A 19,382-nucleotide genomic window follows, 5' to 3' on the forward strand; every position below is an offset into this window, starting at 1 on the left:
TGAGGTGTCTATTTAGATACATATTAATTGACTTTGGGAAACGGGAGAACGCTCTACAATTCTTTTCATTAATTTGTTAAAGATAGTATCTTTATTTTGTGAACGATTAATTCTAAAACTGTATTCCGCTAAATATCGGTCTATATTAAATTCTAATACCCAAGAATATATACCTCGTATCCAAGACTTTACTTGATGTATTACCTTATGTAATGTAGGAAAATTCTTCCCATTATTACTAAGTCTGTTTTAAAGCGTTCAGTAAACTCTAAGAGGCTTTGTCCCTTAAATAATTCCATAATACATTAATTTTCAGAGTGTAAATATATGAAATTATTTTGATACCTCAATTTATTCCAAAGTAGGGATTAGTGATCGTTTTTGCATGTAAGGACAAAGCAAAAACATACAAGTAGCTTTAAAGCGAAGTAATAAAAGTTAAGAATCCTAAAACTACCCCTACCAAATTGGGGATAATGAGAATATAATCTGGCTTAGGCTCTTTTGTCCAGCCATACACCACCCAGATAAGACAAGACCCCGCTGCAAACAAAGGTTGCCAAGGTTGTGCTTTGTGACCCTCTAAGTTGGCCATAATTTGAGGAATATAGGCTACAAATACCGCCACTCCTATAAAGGCTCCTATGGAACCTATAAACAAATTAATTTTTTGCTTGATATTTCTTTTTTCGTTCATAATAACATGGTTTTCTGCAAATATAGTAATAATTTTCGTATTTTGCAAAGAAATCTCAAAAATAATTAGAAAATTTTTTTGATATGTCTATTTAGATACATATTAATTGACTTTGGAAAACGGGAGAACGCTCTACAATTCTTTTCATTAATTTGTTAAAGATAGTATCTTTATTTTGTGAACGATTAATTCTAAAACTGTATTCCGCTAAATATCGGTCTATGTTAAATTCTGATACCCAAGAATATATACCTCGTATCCAAGACTTTGCTTGATGTATTATCTTATGTAATGTAGGAAAATTCTCCCCATTATTACTAAGTCTGTTTTAAAGCGTTCAGTAAACTCTAAGAGGCTTTGTTCCTTAAATAATTCCATAATACATTAATTTTCAGAGTGTAAATATATGAAATTATTTTTACACCTTAATACTTTTATTTTAGTTCCTCTCCTCGTTCATCATATACTCTCTTGCAAGTATTCAGAGACTACTCCCAAGGAGAGGGGGCAAGCTAAAAAGGTGATGGGGGCTTTGTTTATTCTATTTTATTGGTGTGACAAATGTAGTTATTTTATTTGGTTTTTAGAAATTTATTATACGGTGTCCGAAAAGCTTTTTCTTTTAGGGGCGTTTGCAAAACGCCCCTACACAACATACTCTAAAAGCAACTGACTATTAGAGCAATCAACTTTGCCAAAGGTCGTAGCACGACAAGCAATTAAAACTTTGGCAAAGATGCGAGTTACACGGGTAGTTTTTGCGTTTTTCGCAATGCGATTCCTGTTGCTTAGCACCACTTAGTAACTACTTAATAACCACTTAGAGTCCACTTAAGCTATACTTAAGAATTTCGCAATGAATTTTAGGAAACGTTGCGATTTCTTCAATTTTTAGAATTGGAAGTTGGCTGTTCCGTTAGCAAAAATGCCCCAAGGGTTTTGGTTCATTCTGTAAGAACGGAAAGAGAAGGCGGTGGTGTTGTTGATATATACCACTGCGGCAGAGCCTTCTTGTACTACTTTTACCTCGTATTCTTTAGATGTGCTTATGGGGAGTTTTGCTTGTTGGATAGTAGTGGTGGTTCCTCCTTTTAGAACGCGATTGAGTTGTAGCTTTCCTTCGCTGAGATTGAGGTTGATTTGATAGGTTTCTAATTGGCTTCCGCAAGCACCGAATATCAGTCCGAATTGGGTTGCTGTATTGGCTTTGATTTTAGTTGCTATCTTATTAAAACCTTTGTTGAGGCGACCGAAAACGCGTGTGTTATTATCTAAAGCTACGTTACCCAAGGAAGTAGATACTGCAGGTTTGCTATCGAAAGCTGCTGGCATTTTCACATTTAGGGTACCATCAGAGTTTTGTACTAATTGATGTACGGCTAAAGAACCTCCCCAACCATAAGCGCCGCTATCGGAATATGTTTCGCGGGTAGGTATCCAGCCCCATATATAGCGATGAGTGCCATCGGAAGCGGTTTTGCCTGCATAAAAGGCTATATCGTCTATATTGGGTTGTGCGGGGGTTGTCCAATTGGTTGCCCCTATAGCACGATATTTATACTGCACTTGGCGCGTTTTGATATTGGAATAGATGAGGTATTGATAGTTGCCTTGTGTGAATACATCGGGGCATTCTACCATAAATACGTCTTCGCTATTTTCGATATAAAAGAAGGGATTAGAGGCATCTTTCGTCCAATTCTTCAAGTCGGTAGAGGTGAATTGAGCTACTACAGCTCTCCAAACACCGCTTCCTATATCGGCACGGGTACTTAGGAGCATCTTGTAGGTGCTTCCTTCTTTGAATACGATAGGGTCGCGGAACTCGTTTCGGTCGTATCCCCAAGGGGCACGGAAGGCGTGTTGGGTGTCTTTCGTCCACGTTTTTAGGTCGGTAGAAGTAGCCCAATAGATGATTTCTTTAGGGTCTAAATCGCCATTATGCCCTGTGTAGAAGGCGTAATAGGTGTTACCGTCCTTGAATATAGCACCTGTACCGAGGGCGTCTTCGTGTGAACCATCGGCACCGCAGGGGATAGCTTCGCCGTTATCGGTATAGTTCACCAAATCGGTAGTGGTGGTGCTATACCAAGGGTGAAAGGTTGCGGGCGCTGGTCGCTGGTCGTAGAGGTAGAAGATATGGAACTTGCCATTGTTGTAGAACGGCATAGGGTCGCCTACCCACGCCTTTTGGGGCTGGAAAAAAGTATGGTAATCGCTTTTCCCGTCTTGTACATCGTAGCAAGTGGGCGCCTGAGTATTGGCATTGGGATCATTGCTGACATATTCTTTTTTATCGCAAGCGAGGAGTGCGGTGGCGCACAATGCGATTGGAAATATCTTTTTCATCATTGTTATCTTATTTAGTTTGCTAAGTATTCTAGGGCGTTAGCGGTAAGCAATTCGATATTGCTTTTGTAGGTATTGGCAGGGGAATTGTCTTCGTTATACCAATCGTAACTACCGATACCAATGCAGAGAGTGCGCCCTGTGTTGCCACGTTTAGGGAACTCGTAGATAGTGGCACGCTTCATTTCGTTATCCCAATGGTAGCTGGCAAGGAGTTCGGCTCCGGTTTCGGTTTTCCATAAAGGCACATTATCGACGTAATCGCCAAAGTCTTTCATATTCCATATAGTGTTATGGTCGCGACGTTTTGCTTCTTTTGATAGCAAATAAGCGGCATCGGTTCTACCACTGATTTTATTCAATCCTTTGAAGAGCGGGTGTGACTCATTTCCTCTGAAACTAATGCCCCAGTCATCTCCTACGGATTCAGGATTCTTGCCTTCATTCCACATATTATTTACCATTTTGCCACTAAGCACCATACCTAAAGTAGTGGCGTACTGTCCTGCCCAAGAGGTAAATAGGAATGAGCCTCCATTAGCATAGTACTGTTTCATCTTGTTCACCACTACGTCATTAGTAGCATCGGCAGGCATATCGTGAGTGCCTACGACATCGTAATGCCACCAAATCACTTTGTAGTTGTTGAGATTGACTTTGCCGTCTTTGATGTCGCTGAACGAGATATATTTAGCAGTGTCGTAGTTTTCGACAAGCCAAGCGTAAGCTGCTTTCTCATCTTCATTGGCGATAGCCGAAGCACTGTTGGCAGTACCTACAAAGGCAATCGCTGCAAAGTTAGTAGGGATAATCTCTACATTGTAGGTAAAACTCTCACCGCGATAGTTCATAGTGTAGGTAACGCTTTGAGTGAAGTTTTGGGCAGCTCCGGAAGCAGGGCTTACGGTAGCATTAGGGGTAGTGCTAAAGGTAGGGGTTAGCGCGGTAAGACTTTCTCCTTTAGGGTATTTTACACTAATTTTACCCGTACTGTGGTCGATAGTGGCTTTGTATTTGCCAATAGCAAAGTTCTCTATCTTGGGGTACTGAGCTGTAACGGTATAGTCCCAATATAGGTTACCGTTGAAGATGCGGTACTTAGCGCCACTGCTCAAATCTACATTAGCGGCAGCTTTAGGCACTGAGGTAGCCCCCTCAGGCAAGCTGAGGGAGGTAGTCATACTATTAAGGGAAGCTGACCAAGGGGCATATACGGTAATGGTTTGTTTCTGTTCGTCTATAATCCCGTCAATACCATTGGCTTGGAAAGCGTTAATCTTGGCTTCTTTATCGTTGATAAGTTCGCCTTCGTGTTTTTCGTCGCAGCTGAACAAGCCGAATATAGCTGCTATAAGGGCGAATTTGTATACTGTTGTTTTCATATTAGAATCCTGCATTTTGTTTGTAAATACCTTTAACGTACCCTATTTGGTTTTGTGGAATAGGGATGTACTCATTCTTGTTTTTGGTGAAGTGCGCATTGCTGTATATAGCAGGGCGACGTGTTTTTTCCTTAGCGAAATAGTCGTTGAGCACTTGGTCGGCAATACCCCAACGTACGAGGTCGAAGAAGCGGCTGCCTTCCATTGCGAACTCTAAACGGCGTTCCCAACGAAGTGCTTTGCGGGCGTTTTCTTGATTCCAAGTGATGTTTACGCCATCTTGGTATAAAGCTATATCGGTATTGGTGGCATAAGGAATCATTGACATACTCTGTTTAGCACGTTGGCGCACTTGGTTGATAAGTGCAAGAGCTTCGTTGCTACGATTGAGCTCGATAAGGGCTTCGGCACGCATTAAGAGCACATCGGCATAGCGCAACACGATACGGTTCTTAGAGTTACCACGGAATGGGTTGATATTGCGGAAGCAAGAGCAAGATGGGTCTACGTTTTCTTTGAGTGAAGCATAGAAGCCGTACACATTGCTATTGCGATTCCAGTCGTTTTTGTAAATCAATTCTGTATTGTACTTATAAGGCAAACCAGGTAGTGCTACTGTATGGAACAAACGAGGGTCGGTTTTATCGGTAGCAGCGTTGTAATCGTTGTTATTGAAGTTATCAAAATCGGGCAATCCATTTACGGTTTTGAAGGCATTTACTAAGTTTTGGCTAGGCTTATGGAAGTCGCAGCAGCCTAACTTTTGAGGTACAGAGAGTACATCGCCCCAGTTGAGGCTTCCGTATTGAGTGCCATCATCTACTGAGTATTGTACAGCAAAGAGTGATTCTTTACCATTTTCGTAGCTGCCAGGGAGGAAGTTGAAGGCAAAGTCGTCTTCTAAACCGTAGGCAGAGCCTAACACAGCGCTGGTATAAGTGAGTACCTCTTGCAAATCTTGGCTGTCAATACCTGTTACGCTATTGTTTTCGCTTTGTCGATAGGCTTTGTACAAGTAAGTTTTAGCAAGGTAAGCTGCTGCTGCACTTTTGGTAGCTCTTCCTTTTTGGGCTTGAGTGGCAGGCAATAGGTCGTATGCTTTCTTAAAATCAGCAGCTATTTTTTGCCACTGCTCATCGTTAGACAAGGTGTTAGGGGTGGTTTCGTAAGCACTATCAGCTGTATTTTCATCTACAAACGGAATATGTCCAAAGATTATTTTTAGCTGGAAGTAGAAGTGTCCACGTAAGAAGTACATTTCTCCTATACGTGATTGGCGGTTAGGCACTTCGGCATCTGATGCTTGTTGTAAGGCTTTCAGTGCGGTATTGGTACGTGAAATGGCTTGGTAGCACATAAACCAAAACTTATCGGGCTCGGCATAAGTAGGGTCGATATTTTGAGCTGTTTCGTAGAAATGGAACACCTGAATGTCGCTCACGTCTTGTCCGCCTTTGTAAGCATCATCGGCACGCACATTGCCGTAAATCCAAAGGCTAAAAGGTGAATCATAATGGTCATTACCTAAAGAGGCATAGGCAGCGATAGCGAGCTCATCAGCTTTAGATATAGCCTCTTTATCGCTCATAATCCCTTGAGGATTATCGTCTAAAAAACTGCAGCTTGTTGTAAAGAGTGCTGCACATATCGCGGTGGTATATATTATCTTTTTCATTTGTTAATTATTTAGATTTAGGTATTAGTACTAAAAGCTAGCATTAAGCCCCATTGTGAAAGTAAGAGGAATAGGGTAGCCATAATTAGGGTTTTCAGGGTCTTTACCAGTAAATGACTTGCTCTTGATTGTAAGGAGATTTTGTCCGCTTACATACAAGCGCAACTTGCTTAGTTTTACTCTTTCGGATAGTTCCTTAGGCAAAGTATAACCTAATTGTACATTGCGGAGTTTGAGGTATGATCCGTTTTCCACATAGTAAGTAGACATACGTCCTTCGTTGTTGTCGTCTACGCTTGATACACTTGGAATATCAGAATCAGGGTTGGTAACGGGGTCGAAAGCATCGAGCAAACGGCGACCTTTGTTTCCATAGGTATCTTGTACACTCCAAAAATCGGTGTGGCGTTTTACGTTAGAGACTACATCTACATTATGTACTCCTTGGAAGAAGACTGTAAAATCAAAGTTTTTGTACTCTAAATAGAAGTTAAGACCATAGATAAAATCAGGTTGTGGATTGCCTATCCAAGTGCGGTCGTCTTCATTTACTACACCATCGTTGTTCAAATCGCGGTAACGAATACGACCGATACCTTTACCATTCTGTGTAGGGTGCTGATTCACCTCTTCTTGAGTTTTGAAGATACCATCGGCTACATAGCCATAGAAGGCATTAGAACCTATAGGGCGACCTAAGCCATTATCCCATTTACCATTGCCCCCGTAAGAGTTGATTACAGAAGTAGGAAGTTCGGTAATCTTATTTCTGTTGGCTGCTATATTGGCGTTGATGTCATATTTAAGTCCGGCTTTAGTTTCATTGCGATAGCCCACTGATACTTCTAAACCTTTGTTCTCTACCGCAGCTCCATTTACCCATTGGTAAGCTCCTTCGCCTTTGATACCTGCGTAAGGAGGTTCTACCAAGATGTCTTTAGTGTTTTTAATATAATATTCAGCAGAGCCATATAGACTATTATTGAAGAAACCGAAGTCAAGACCGAAGTTCGTTTGAGTAGTGGTTTCCCATTTGAGGTTTTTGTTACCGAGGCGTGTACGGCGGAATCCTGAAGCTAATTGCCCAGAGCCTTTACCTTCAATATCGTAAGAGGTTTTCCAGATACCGTTCCAAATGAAGTCGCCGGTTACCCCATAGTAAGGGTCGAAGATGTCATAAATAGCGTAGTTATTGATATCTTGGTTACCATTTTGTCCCCAACCAAAGCGCAACTTAAGTTCAGATACTATATTGCGAGTTTTCTCCATAAAAGATTCTTGAGAAAGGCGCCAACCTAAGTTGAACGCAGGGAAAGTACCCCAACGATTATCTTTAGCAAAACGTGAAGAGCCATCGCGGCGGAGGGTTACAGAAGCTAGGTATTTATTATCAAAAGCATAGTTGATTTTTCCGAAGAAAGAGAGCAACTTATATCCAGTAGAAGAACCGCTACCACTCACACCTCCTGTTGCCAATGTAGGCCACATATATTCAGGTGTTTCTATAGCGAGATTATTACCCTTGATAGCAAAATTGAGGTCTTCTTGCGAGAACATTTCCATACCTGCTAAGGTTTCAAAACGACTCTTGCCAAGTTCGAAGTCGTAAGTAGCTGTGTTTGCCCAGTTCCATTTAGTCCAGTGAGCTTGCTCGAGTTGAGAGAAAGTTCTTTCTTTACCTTCTTCCATAAATCCTGAAATATACGAACGGTTAAGTACGCGTTTGTAGAAATTACCATAGTCTATACCAAAGTTAGAACGCACATTAAAACCTTTGATAGGCTGAATGTTGATAAAAGCATTACCAAACATACGCCAGTAGTTATAGCGATTATCCTTATTATCGGCTACAAGGCGCGCAGGGTTCTGACGGTCGGGCAATCCGTTTACAGGTCCGCCCCAGTGCTTGCCATCGGTAGTGCGCACAGGAATGAAAGGCACCGCTATCATTGCCGATTCGGTGATTTGATGAGGTTGTTCTACCTCACTAGTGCGGTTTACAGTGAAGTTTTCGCCTATAGTTACCACATCGCCAAAGAGCTTGTAATCGGTATTGATACGAGCCGAAAGACGAGAGAAGTCTGTATTTTTCACCAAACCATCATTGTTGTAGTAGCCCAAAGAAAGGAAGTAGTTACCTTTTTCAGTACCATTAGTTACTGATAGGTTGTACGATTCGGTTACTCCCATACGGGTGATTTCCTTAAACCAATCGGTATTAGAAGGCAACATAGGGCTGCCTGTTTTATCAAAATACTCTCGTGGATAGTACAAATTGTTGAGAGTACTATGTCCATTGGCATCTGTGGTATAATCATAATGAATACCAAGAGGATTTTGGTTAGGGTTCCCTCCTCTATTAACAGCTGCTTTCCAAAGTACTTGTGCGTACTCGTTAGCATTGAGCATTTTCATACGTGAGTGGAACATCGATATGGTAGTATAATGATCAAAATCTACTTTCAGCACACCTTTCTTACCTTTTTTAGTGGTAATAACGATAACCCCATTGGCTGCACGCGACCCATAGATACTGGCAGCCGAAGCATCGCGCAATACTTGTATGCTCTCTATATCGTTAGAGTTTAGCTCGTGCATACCGCCTTGGGTAGGTACCCCATCAATAATATAAAGAGGGTCATTGTTATTGAGCGTACCGATACCACGAATGCGAATAGTTGCCTTACCTGCAGGGCCTCCATTATCGGTTACTTGCATACCTGCTACACGACCTTGAAGGGCTTTCATAGGGTTATTTTCGGCGGTAGACATCATTTCGTTTACTTTTACTACCGAAACTGCCCCTGTAAGATCTGTTTTGCGTTCAGTACGATACCCCACAGAAACGGTAATTCCTTCTAAGGCTGTAACCTCTTCTTCTAAAGTTATACTTATATTCTTGCGCCCTTTCACAGCTACTGTTTGGGTTTTGTAGCCTATATATGAAAAGACCAAACTATCAGTGGCAGCGACGGGATGAAGGGTGTAATTCCCGTCAAAATCAGTAGAAGCGCCTACTGTTTTGTTTTTCACCATCACCGTTACCCCCATCATAGGGCTATTATCGGCTTTTGCTTTTACCACTCCTTTTACCTCTTGAGCGAAAAGAGCGCCCGAAAAGTTACAAAGCAAAAGCGATAGTAAAATGCGTTTGTTTATTTTTCTACTCATCATATTGGTGTTTTTTGCGATTAATTTTCGGTGGCAAAGGTAGAACAAAAGAAAGCAGAACACTATCAAAAACTGGTCAATTACTAACAAATTTGTAGCTATTTTTTGATAGTAAGTAGTATACACAACAAACTAAAATACTATAAATGAGAAACTTCATTGTTTTTAACAAATAATGAACAAAAAATGATAGCAATTTTTCTATTAGTTTCGTTTTAACAAAAACAATTTGCTAATTTATTAATTACTTCATACTTTTGCAATCTGTTTAACTCAACACTCATAAATTAATATGAAAGTTCTAAAAATTTTTACCATTGCAGCCTTGCTGCTCATTTTGCAAAGCTGTATCAAAAACGAAGCTCCCAATGCTGAAGCCGATATCCTCACTTGTGAAGTAGATGGCAATATACTGATTCGCAAACCTATGATTCAAAATACTGAGATAAAACTCTACGTAAATGCTTGGGATGATGTAACAAACCTCGCTCCACGTTTTACTCTTACTCAAGGTGCAACTATCAGCCCTACAAGTGGTACTACCCGCGATTTTTCTACCCCTCAAACCTATGTGGTAACTTCCGAAGATGGCAAATGGCAGAAAACTTATAAAGTAAGTTTCCTCTCCAATAATAATATTATCGCTCAATACTCTTTTGAAAATGCTCGCACCTCAAAAGGCTATTACGTATTCTATGACTCCTCAGTAAGCGGACAAGAAATGGATTGGAGTAGCGGAAATGCAGGCTTTAAACTCACCAATTTATGGGGAACTATCCCTTTAGCCGACTATCCTACGACTCAATCAGATGAAGGGTATAAGGGTAAATGTGTGAAACTCACAACACGTAGTACCGGAAGTCTTGGAGCTGCCTTTGGAAAACCCATTGCTGCAGGAAATCTCTTTACCGGAGAGTTTGACACTGGACCTTCTTTTTCTAATCCACTAAAAACCACTCGATTTGGAACTGCTTTCAATAAAAAACCTCTAGCTATCTCTGGTTATTACAAATACAAAGCTGGCAATAAATTTACCGATAAAGACAATAAAGAAGTTGCAAACCAAAAAGATAACTTCGATATTTACGCTGTGTTCTATGAAACAAGTGACACCGTGCAATACCTTGATGGGTCAAATATCAAAACCCATCCTAATATTGTAATGATTGCTCAAATTGACAACAGAAAAGAAACCGATGAATGGACTCCTTTTACTATCACTTTCAAGGCTAAAGACGGTAAAAATATTGACCCTGAAAAACTGAAAAACAACAAGTATAACCTCGCTATCGTAATGAGTTCCAGTGAAGGTGGTGCCGAATTCCTAGGTGCAGTAGGCAGCACTCTCTATATAGACGAAATGCAACTTTACTACGAATAATAAAAAAAACAGACTACCATCAATGAAAAAATATATCATCACAGCCCTTATGGGCATTAGCTTAACAAGTGTTCAAGCACAAGAAGATCGCACTCAGGCTCTTGTACAATCAGAAGAAAAAGGTTGGGAATACGAACTCCGTGCAGGGGTACTCATAGGAGGTGCAAGTCCGCACGGCATACCTCAAGAAATTCGCAAGATAGGCAGTTATAGCCCTAAATTCAACGGAAGCATTGAGGGAGTAGTTACCAAATGGATTACCCCTAAAGTAGGTTTTTCAGCTGGATTGCGCTTAGAAGAAAAAGGTATGGAAACCGATGCTACAGTTAAAAACTATAGTATGGAAATTATCCAAGAAAACTCGCGTTTAGCAGGCTATTGGACGGGCGATGTACACACTAACTACAAAAGTTCGTTCGTTACACTTCCTATTAGTGCAAATTATCGATTTTCTAACCGATGGAAAGTGCGTTTAGGGGTGTTTGCGTCTTACCGTATGGATGGAGATTTTTCAGGGTATGTAGGAAATGGCTACTTAAGAGAAGGTACTCCTATAGGCAACAAAATTTCTATTAACGACGGACAAACAGCCACTTACAACTTCTCTTCTAATCTCCGTCATTGGTTGTGGGGAGAGCAAGTTGGCGTATCTTGGCAAGCCTTTAAACATTTCAACATCAACGCCGAACTAACTGCTGGAATGAATGATATTTTTACAAAAGACTTCAAAACCATAACCTTTAATATGTACCCTATCTATATGAATATAGGTTTTGGCTATCATTTCTAAGTAATTTTACAAAAACTTTCTAAATAGCTACACTTTGCCAAAGCTGTTCGAACTGATAATCAATTATTTTTTATTATATTTTGTGAGGATGTTGTGCAAACGTCCTCACATTTTTTTTAACTCTTCTCCTTAATATTTTCCTCTCCTTTAAATTAAAAAATTAAAGAAAATAATTTTAACAAAATCGTAACTAAAAGATTGACTTTTACTTACGTTTAAATCGTAAAATTTTCTAAAAAAAGTTAATTTTTTATTTGTTTATATTATAAGTTTGTTATACTTTTGTCCCGAAAAACAACGCCAATAACGTTAAATTTATAGATAGTATGAAAAACATGTATTCTTTCTGGGCAATATTTTGCCTATTCACTCTTTTTGTAGTGAGTTGTTCTAAGGACGACGAGACTACTGATCCCGTAGGTACTAAAACCTCTACTAACCAAACGGGAACAACTTCTAAAACTACCCAAACCGGTACTACCTCTGTTACTACTCAAACGGGTACAACTACTAACACTACCCAAACTGGCACTACCTCTGCCACTACACAAACAGGTACAACTACTAACACTACACAAACAGCTATAGTGGAAGTAATTGTAAGTGGCGAAGTGAACGGCATTAACTTAAAAGTTACAGACGCTCCTGCAAACCAAAACCCTAAAACAATAGCTAATGTACCTTTAAAGAGTGCTAACACCAAGTTTGAAGCAAATAAACACATTGGTAAAACCCTTTACTTTGTGTTAGAGAAAAATGGTGATCCTATATCCGATGTGGTTGAAAAAGAAATCCGCGCTGGTGATAACATCTTGAACCTCACCGTTAAAAAGAAAAAAGAAGATGGTAAGGCTACTGTAAACATCAAAGTAACCCAAGACGGAAAACCCGTTACTAATAAAAAAGTATATGGCGTAGGCGGAACTTTCAGATTTGAAAGTATAACAAATCTCCTTGAAAGTACAAATGGTAATGAGGACTATATTTCAGGACAAGTAGAACTGACAGGCAACACCAATAATGAGGGTATTGTACGCTTCGTTTTTACTCCAGAAGAAAAAAACATCATTGATTATCACTTTTTTATCCTCACTGAAGAAGCCCCTTTTTATCTATCTGTTGATGTAAATCTCGACGGAAATCTAAAAGAAGCTACTATCAATATCCCTAAAAAATCTATGATTACTTTTACCGTTACTGATAGTGAAAACGAAGCCGTAGCAGACGCTACCGTCAGCATCAATAACATCTCTCTAAGAACTAACGATAAAGGAAATCTAATATTTTCTTTACCAATGAAATCTTACGACTATTCTGTTACTCTTCCTTGTGGAACTACTAAAAAAGGAAAAATAACTGTTGATGCTAACAAAGTTGAAAACGTAAAATTTGACACTGCTGAACGTGGACAAATAATCGTTGAAAATAAAACTGATAAGAAATGTACTGTGAAGTTTAAAGATAAAAACTATGAATTAGAAGCTGGTGCTACTAAAACATTTTCAAAACTAAAAATCTATAATATCATTTATGATGTTGATTTTTATGTAAATGGTAAACGAATAGAAAAACTTTACAATGGAATGCTTACTTGCAGTCAAAAGAGCATAACCTTCAGTTTAAATCCTGAAGATGTTAAATAATGTCTTTCCTAAAATAATTTATTTAAGAGGTTAGCTTTTTTAGCTAACCTCTTTTTTTGTTGCTAAATGCGGTTTTTGCACAGTTTTTGCTGTCTTTCTTCGTTAAACATCAATAGTTACTAAAAATGATCTATCATATTAAAGGAATGGGATCACTATGAATAATAAAGTTATGAAAACAAATATTTTTGTTGTATGTTTAATACTATTTGGCAGTTTGTTACACGCTCAAAAATGAACGTACTGAAACGCTTATACAATCAGAAGAAAAAGGTTGGGAATACGAGCTAAAAGCGGGTGTAAACATCGGGGGAGCAAGCCCTACGCCCCTTCCTGAAGAAATTCGCAAAATAAAAGGGTACAGCCCCAAATTCAACGGCTCTTTTGAAGGTACTGCCACCAAATGGCTCACCCCTAAATGGGGTATCTCAGCAGGTTTGCGCTTAGAAGAAAAAGGTATGGAAACTGATGCAAATGTAAAGAACTACGGAATGGAGATTATAGAACAAGGTAACCACGTGGCTGGTTTTTGGACAGGCGATGTGCATACAGTCTATAAAAGTTCATTCATCACCTTACCTATAGCGGTGAATTATCGCCTTGCAAGTCGTTGGAAAATTCATTTGGGAATATTCGCTTCTTACCGTATGGACGGCAATTTCTCAGGCTATGTAACCGAAGGTTATTTACGTGAAGGTAGCCCAATAGACGAAAAAGTAAGTTTTTCTAACGGGCAAACCGCTTCTTATGATTTTAGCAATCATCTCCGCCATTGGCATTGGGGCACACTGATAGGAGGCTCTTGGCAAGCGTTCAAGCATTTCAATATCAATGCTGAACTCACCTACGGAACAAATAATATCTTTAAAAAGGACTTTAAAACAATTACTTTTGATATGTATCCTATCTATATGAATATAGGTTTTGGGTATCACTTTTAAGCACTTTATAATATCTTAATCCTTAAAAGAAATATATGACAATGTTATTTGTAAAAAATATGGTCTGCCATCGTTGTATAATAGTACTCGATGAACAGTTAAAAGCGTTAGGTTTAACACCACAAAGCATCAATTTGGGTGAAATTACTTTTACACAGGAACTTTCTTCTGATGAGATACAAGCTATCAAACAAGCTCTCTTACCCTTAGGATTTGAGGTGATGAACGATAAGAAAAGTGTTCTTATTGAAAAAATTAAATCTATCATTATCAATTTGATACATAACCAAGACAACAAACTATCGTTTAACCTTTCTGAAATACTCAGCAGTGAATTAGGTCGAGATTACGGGGCTTTATCGCGTTTGTTTTCTGAGATAGAAGGCAGAACTATTGAAAAATTCTTTATTGCTCAAAAGATTGAGAGAGCAAAGGAACTCTTAGTATATGACGAACTGACGCTTAGTGAAATAGCTTATCAACTCAACTATTCAAGCGTAGCGCACTTAAGCAATCAGTTTAAAAAAGTTACAGGACTCACCCCTAGCTTTTTCAAGCAGATAAAAGATAACAAACGTAAGTCTTTAGATGAGGTTTAAAATCTTACAAATTAAATACAAAATTGTGTAATATCCAAGTAGATGTTTTGCTGTATCTTTGCAGCGTAAAACAAATAACTTTTTAACATTTACAATTTATGGAATACAATATAGAAGGTATGGGGTGCACAGGTTGTGCCAATACCATACAAAAAAAGCTCTCTGAAGTAGCAGGCGTAACAGCTGTTACCGTAGATTTCGCTACTAAAAAAGCTACTGTCGAAACTGATAGAGAAATCCCTTTTGAAGCTCTTGAAAAAGCCTTAGAGGGTACTCATTATAGCATTCATCAGTCTTCAAATTCTGAAGGCTCTGGTGTTTTCTATTGTCCTATGCACTGCGAAGGCGATAAAACCTACGATCATCCTGGTGATTGTCCTATATGTGGTATGGATTTAGTAGAGCAAGTAGGAGGAGCTCAACAACATCATCACCACCAAGAGTCTCCCAAAAAAGTTAAAGGCAATGGCGTTTTCTATTGCCCTATGCACTGCGAGGGCGACAAAACCTACGACCACCCTGGCGATTGCCCCGTGTGTGGTATGGATTTAGTAGAGCAAGTAAGCACAGAGGCTCCTGAAGGTGAAAGTGCGGAAGAGCAAAAGCGCAAAAAGTTACGCCGTCACTTTTGGGGTGCCGTAGCTTTTACACTCCCTATCTTTATCATCGCAATGAGCGGAATGTGGCACAACAATCCGCTGTATGAGTTAATGCCTATAAGTGCGTGGAATTGGGTGCAGTTTGCACTCTCCTTGCCTGTGGTGTTCTATTTCTGTTGGGTATTTTTTGAAAGAGCTTGGCGCAGTATCCGCTCCTTGCGCTTCAATATGTTTACCCTCATCGGGATAGGCGCTGGCGTAGCGTGGCTTTTCAGTGTTGTAGGTCTCTTAGCCCCCGATATTTTCCCTGAACAATTCAAAGAACACGGCTCAATACACTTGTATTTTGAGGCGGCTACTGTTATCCTTACCTTAGTACTTTTAGGACAAGTGCTTGAAGCCGATGCCCACAGTCGTACGCAAGGGGCTATCAAAAAACTGTTGAATTTAGCTCCTAATGAGGCTACTAAAATTGTTCACGGCGAGGAAATAAGAGTCTCTATAGAAGAAGTAACCTTAGGCGATTTGCTTCGTGTAAAACCTGGTGAGAAAATCCCCGTTGATGGTGTAATTACCGAAGGCAATGCAAGCATAGATGAGAGTATGATTACGGGAGAGCCCATTCCTGCTGAAAAAGGAGTGGGCAGTAAAGTGTCGGCAGGTACGCTCAACGGTGCTCAATCGTTTGTGATGAAAGCTGAAAAAGTAGGTAGTGACACCCTGCTCTCTCAAATAGTGCAATTGGTACAACAAGCCAGCAGTAGTCGCGCACCTATTCAAAACTTAGCCGATAAGATAGCCTCCTATTTCGTGCCTATTGTTATCACCATTTCGGTACTTACTTTTATAGTATGGTCTGTATTGGGTGGTGAAAACGCTTATATATATGCCTTGCTCAATGCGGTTGCTGTGCTCATTATTGCCTGCCCTTGTGCGCTGGGGTTAGCAACTCCTATGTCGGTAATGGTAGGCGTAGGTAGAGGAGCGCAACACGGTATTTTGATACGCAATGCCGAAGCCTTAGAGGTGATGAACAAAGTAAACACATTAGTCATCGACAAAACAGGCACACTTACTGAGGGGAAACCCAGTGTGAGCGAAGTATTTACCTTTGGCAACAGAAGTGAAAAGGACTTGTTACAAGTGCTCTATAGTCTCAATCAGCACAGTGAACACCCTTTAGCAAAAGCTACCAATGCATACACTCAAGCACAAGGTGCTACTCCCCTACCCTTTACTAACTTTGAAGCCTTGGCGGGCAGAGGGGTAAAAGCCTCTTACGAAGAAAAAAATTATTTCTTTGGCAATGAACGATTGATGGAAGAAATCGGTGCTCCTTTATCCGAAGAAATACAAACTGTGGTAAAAACAGCGCAAGCAGCAGGAAAAACCGTTTCACTTCTCGCTATAGAAAAAGAAATCATTGGGGTAGTAACCATCACCGATAGAGTAAAAATCTCTACTGTTCAAGCCTTACAAGAGTTGCAAGACTTGGGGGTAGAAATCGTAATGCTTACAGGCGATAATTCGCTTACAGCTGCAGCTATTGCCAAAGAAATAGGCATCAATAACTACAAAGCTGGTATGCTCCCTCAAAACAAACAAGCTGAAGTAGCGCGTTTGCAAGCTGAAGGAAAAATCGTAGCAATGGCAGGCGATGGTATCAACGATGCGCCTGCTTTGGCACAAGCTAACGTAGGCATCGCAATGGGCACCGGTACTGATATCGCTATAGAAAGTGCTGAAATCACCTTAGTAAAAGGCGATTTAAATGGTATTGTAAAAGCTAAAAAACTCAGCAAAGCAGTAATGAAAAACATACACGAAAACCTATTTTTTGCTTTGGTATACAACGTTGTAGGTATCCCCGTTGCTGCAGGAGTGCTATACCCTATCTTTGGCATTTTGCTCTCCCCTATGCTCGGAGCTTTAGCAATGAGCCTTAGCTCAGTAAGTGTCATCAGCAATGCCCTACGCTTAAAAAGAACCAAACTCTGAAACCTGAAACCTGAAACCTGACCCCTGACACCTGACACCTGACACCTGACACCTGACACCTAATAATACAATGGAAATAACAAAAGGAAACAGAAAGTGGTTAGACGATTTGCAGCTCAACCACCCCGTAGTGATTGCGGGACCTTGCAGTGCCGAAACTGAAGAGCAAGTGCTAAAAATAGCGCACAGCCTCAAAAATACCGATGTATCTTTCTTCCGTGCCGGAATTTGGAAACCTCGTACCCGCCCTGGTATGTTTGAAGGTGTAGGTGCCTTAGGTCTCAAATGGTTACAACGCGTAAAAGAAGAAACAGGCTTAAAAATCGCTACCGAAGTAGCTAATAAAGACCACGTAAAGCTCGCTTTAGAACACGATATCGATATGTTGTGGATAGGCGCACGCTCTACCGTGAGCCCTTTTATCATTCAAGAGATCGCCGATGAATTAGAAGGTACTGATAAGATTATCTTAGTAAAAAACCCTGTAAACCCCGACCTCCCCTTGTGGATAGGCGCCTTGGAACGCCTGCAACGTGCAGGTATTAAGAATTTAGGGGTGATACATCGCGGTTTCTCTACTTACGAAAAAACCAAATACCGCAATATTCCTGAATGGCAATTAGCAATCGAACTGCAAAACAAATTCCCAAACCTGCCCCTTATCTGTGATCCTTCACATATCACTGGCAAACGCGATTTGATATTCGACGTCTCACAAACAGCTCTCGACCTCAATTTCGATGGCTTAATGATCGAAACCCACTGCAATCCTGATGCCGCGTGGAGCGATGCTGCCCAGCAAATCACACCTGAACAGCTTATCAAGATAATGGCAAACTTGCGCATTCGCAACACTTCTGTAAACGAAAAAAACTATGTAAGTCAGTTAGGTGATTTAAGATCACGCATTGATATAATTGACGACCAATTATTAGATTTACTCAAAAAGCGTATGGATATAGCCGATGAGATTGGCGCTTTGAAAAAAACAAACAACGTAGCCATTTTGCAAAACACCCGTTGGCACGAAATCCTCGGAAAAGTGATCTTAGAAGGTGAGCAACGCAACCTCAGCGAAGAGTTTGTTATCCAAGTATTCAAAGCCATTCACCAAGAGTCTATCAATCGTCAAGAAAGAGTCGTGAGATAATTTACCGATTTGTTAACAACTAAAAATAAAAATAATGAATTATCAAAATGTAACTGATTTGCCTAATAACAATACTGTATTTTTGGTATGGGTATTTAAGAAGAATATAACGAAAAAACTACTAAAAAGCACTTTTGAAAAAGTATGTGGGTTGGTAGGCAACCTCAACAACTCAGTAGCCAACCGCTTTCCCGAAGGTCGTGCCAGTGTAACCATAGGCATTAGCCACAGCGCGTGGCTTGCTTTGGGGCTACCCGAACCGCTCCCTAAAGAACTCAAAGATTTTCAGCCTATCAAGGGGAGTAAACACACGGCTGTAGCCACCGAAGGCGACTTGCATTTTCATATCCGCGCACACAACCAAAGTTTGGCTTACGATATGGCAGCTACTATTAACGAGGTAATGCAACCCATTGCCGACTGTATTGTAAACGTACAAGGTTTTAGATATTGGGACGGACGTGCGATCATTGGTTTTGTAGACGGTACCGAAAACCCTCGTGGCGCAGAACGCGAACAGTTTGCGGTAGTAGGTGATGAAGACCCCGATTACCAAGGAGGAAGCTACCTATTCGTACAAAAATACGTACACGATATGAACGCTTGGCGTGCGCTCCCCGTTAGCGAACAAGAAAAAGTAATAGGGCGTAGCAAAGAAATGGACATAGAAATGGACGAGGATACCAAGCCATCGAATGCGCACTCGGCACTTGCTAATGTAGGCGATGATTTGAAAGTAGTGAGAGACAATATGCCTTTCCACGACCCTATAAGTCACCAAATGGGTACTTACTTCATCTGTTATGCCAATACGTTTAGTACAGTAGAAAAGATGCTTACCAATATGTTTATAGGCAATCCCGCTGGTAATTACGACCGCCTATTAGATTTCAGCACAGCCGAAACAGGAACACTTTTCTTTGTACCATCTTTGGATATGTTAGATGAATTTGCAGGATAAAAGATTACTACACTTTACCAAAGCTTCACACTTTGGAAAAGTTGAT

At 40.2% G+C, this 19,382-nt stretch carries 13 protein-coding genes and 2 pseudogenes; 8 read left to right on the forward strand and 7 right to left on the reverse strand.

Annotated features, from left to right (window positions below; translation table 11 throughout):
- Positions 1-12: 12 nt before the first annotated feature.
- From Q0162_RS09695 to Q0162_RS09725, 7 genes and pseudogenes are all read right to left on the reverse strand, one after another.
- Positions 13-240: pseudogene (locus tag Q0162_RS09695) on the reverse strand (IS1595 family transposase); the annotation flags it as partial.
- 178 nt (positions 241-418) lie between these two features.
- Positions 419-697 carry a SemiSWEET family transporter gene (locus Q0162_RS09700; RefSeq protein ID WP_002666358.1) on the reverse strand — a complete coding sequence of 93 codons (279 nt, stop codon included), beginning with the start codon at positions 695-697 and terminating at the stop codon, positions 419-421.
- Between the two features lie 91 nt (positions 698-788).
- A pseudogene (locus Q0162_RS09705) lies at positions 789-1,016 on the reverse strand (IS1595 family transposase); the annotation flags it as partial.
- 572 nt (positions 1,017-1,588) lie between these two features.
- On the reverse strand, positions 1,589-3,046 hold the full coding sequence (locus Q0162_RS09710; RefSeq protein ID WP_367272173.1) for a glycoside hydrolase domain-containing protein: 1,458 nt from the start codon (positions 3,044-3,046) through the stop codon (positions 1,589-1,591).
- Between the two features lie 14 nt (positions 3,047-3,060).
- Complete coding sequence (locus tag Q0162_RS09715; protein ID WP_297891114.1) at positions 3,061-4,443, reverse strand: DUF4960 domain-containing protein; 1,383 nt, start codon at positions 4,441-4,443, stop codon at positions 3,061-3,063.
- Positions 4,430-6,103: a RagB/SusD family nutrient uptake outer membrane protein gene (locus tag Q0162_RS09720; RefSeq protein ID WP_297891115.1), complete on the reverse strand. Its 1,674-nt coding sequence runs from the start codon at positions 6,101-6,103 to the stop codon at positions 4,430-4,432. The genes Q0162_RS09715 and Q0162_RS09720 overlap by 14 nt, the downstream gene beginning before the upstream one ends.
- A 30-nt stretch (positions 6,104-6,133) precedes the next feature.
- The gene (locus Q0162_RS09725) at positions 6,134-9,277 is read right to left on the reverse strand and encodes a TonB-dependent receptor (RefSeq protein ID WP_297891116.1); all 3,144 of its coding nucleotides are present in this window, start codon (positions 9,275-9,277) and stop codon (positions 6,134-6,136) included.
- A 289-nt stretch (positions 9,278-9,566) separates the two neighbouring features.
- Between Q0162_RS09725 and Q0162_RS09730 the strand changes: the two genes are divergently transcribed.
- The 8 genes from Q0162_RS09730 to Q0162_RS09765 all read left to right on the forward strand — a co-directional run bounded on the left by Q0162_RS09730 (position 9,567) and on the right by Q0162_RS09765 (position 19,336).
- Complete coding sequence (locus Q0162_RS09730) at positions 9,567-10,655, forward strand: PCMD domain-containing protein (protein ID WP_297891117.1); 1,089 nt, start codon at positions 9,567-9,569, stop codon at positions 10,653-10,655.
- Positions 10,656-10,677: 22 nt separating this feature from the next.
- Positions 10,678-11,445 (forward strand): porin family protein, encoded by a 768-nt coding sequence (locus tag Q0162_RS09735; protein WP_297891119.1) that lies wholly within the window; start codon positions 10,678-10,680, stop codon positions 11,443-11,445.
- A gap of 326 nt (positions 11,446-11,771) precedes the next feature.
- Positions 11,772-13,088 (forward strand): carboxypeptidase-like regulatory domain-containing protein, encoded by a 1,317-nt coding sequence (locus Q0162_RS09740; RefSeq protein WP_297891120.1) that lies wholly within the window; start codon positions 11,772-11,774, stop codon positions 13,086-13,088.
- Between the two features lie 209 nt (positions 13,089-13,297).
- Entirely contained in the window at positions 13,298-14,029 is a 732-nt protein-coding gene (locus Q0162_RS09745) for a porin family protein (protein ID WP_297891122.1), read from the forward strand.
- A gap of 35 nt (positions 14,030-14,064) precedes the next feature.
- Positions 14,065-14,628, forward strand: a complete 564-nt coding sequence (locus Q0162_RS09750) for an AraC family transcriptional regulator (RefSeq protein WP_297891124.1) — start codon at positions 14,065-14,067, stop codon at positions 14,626-14,628.
- A 98-nt stretch (positions 14,629-14,726) separates the two neighbouring features.
- Positions 14,727-17,225 carry a heavy metal translocating P-type ATPase gene (locus Q0162_RS09755; RefSeq protein WP_297891125.1) on the forward strand — a complete coding sequence of 833 codons (2,499 nt, stop codon included), beginning with the start codon at positions 14,727-14,729 and terminating at the stop codon, positions 17,223-17,225.
- A 70-nt stretch (positions 17,226-17,295) separates the two neighbouring features.
- Positions 17,296-18,375: a bifunctional 3-deoxy-7-phosphoheptulonate synthase/chorismate mutase type II gene (locus Q0162_RS09760; RefSeq protein WP_297891126.1), complete on the forward strand. Its 1,080-nt coding sequence runs from the start codon at positions 17,296-17,298 to the stop codon at positions 18,373-18,375.
- Positions 18,376-18,409: 34 nt separating this feature from the next.
- On the forward strand, positions 18,410-19,336 hold the full coding sequence (locus tag Q0162_RS09765; RefSeq protein WP_126371871.1) for a Dyp-type peroxidase: 927 nt from the start codon (positions 18,410-18,412) through the stop codon (positions 19,334-19,336).
- Positions 19,337-19,382: the final 46 nt, after the last annotated feature.

Origin of the sequence: uncultured Capnocytophaga sp. (assembly GCF_937936315.1) — a bacterium.
In the GTDB taxonomy this organism is placed as follows: Bacteria; Bacteroidota; Bacteroidia; order Flavobacteriales; family Flavobacteriaceae; genus Capnocytophaga.

Coding starts and splice junctions, on each gene's coding strand:
- Q0162_RS09715 (WP_297891114.1), bottom strand. CDS start 4,443: ATGCAGGATTCTAATATGAAAACAACAGTATACAAATTCGCCCTTATA.
- Q0162_RS09760 (WP_297891126.1), top strand. CDS start 17,296: ATGGAAATAACAAAAGGAAACAGAAAGTGGTTAGACGATTTGCAGCTC.
- Q0162_RS09740 (WP_297891120.1), top strand. CDS start 11,772: ATGAAAAACATGTATTCTTTCTGGGCAATATTTTGCCTATTCACTCTT.
- Q0162_RS09735 (WP_297891119.1), top strand. CDS start 10,678: ATGAAAAAATATATCATCACAGCCCTTATGGGCATTAGCTTAACAAGT.
- Q0162_RS09700 (WP_002666358.1), bottom strand. CDS start 697: ATGAACGAAAAAAGAAATATCAAGCAAAAAATTAATTTGTTTATAGGT.
- Q0162_RS09725 (WP_297891116.1), bottom strand. CDS start 9,277: ATGATGAGTAGAAAAATAAACAAACGCATTTTACTATCGCTTTTGCTT.
- Q0162_RS09765 (WP_126371871.1), top strand. CDS start 18,410: ATGAATTATCAAAATGTAACTGATTTGCCTAATAACAATACTGTATTT.
- Q0162_RS09755 (WP_297891125.1), top strand. CDS start 14,727: ATGGAATACAATATAGAAGGTATGGGGTGCACAGGTTGTGCCAATACC.
- Q0162_RS09710 (WP_367272173.1), bottom strand. CDS start 3,046: ATGAAAAAGATATTTCCAATCGCATTGTGCGCCACCGCACTCCTCGCT.
- Q0162_RS09720 (WP_297891115.1), bottom strand. CDS start 6,103: ATGAAAAAGATAATATATACCACCGCGATATGTGCAGCACTCTTTACA.
- Q0162_RS09750 (WP_297891124.1), top strand. CDS start 14,065: ATGACAATGTTATTTGTAAAAAATATGGTCTGCCATCGTTGTATAATA.
- Q0162_RS09730 (WP_297891117.1), top strand. CDS start 9,567: ATGAAAGTTCTAAAAATTTTTACCATTGCAGCCTTGCTGCTCATTTTG.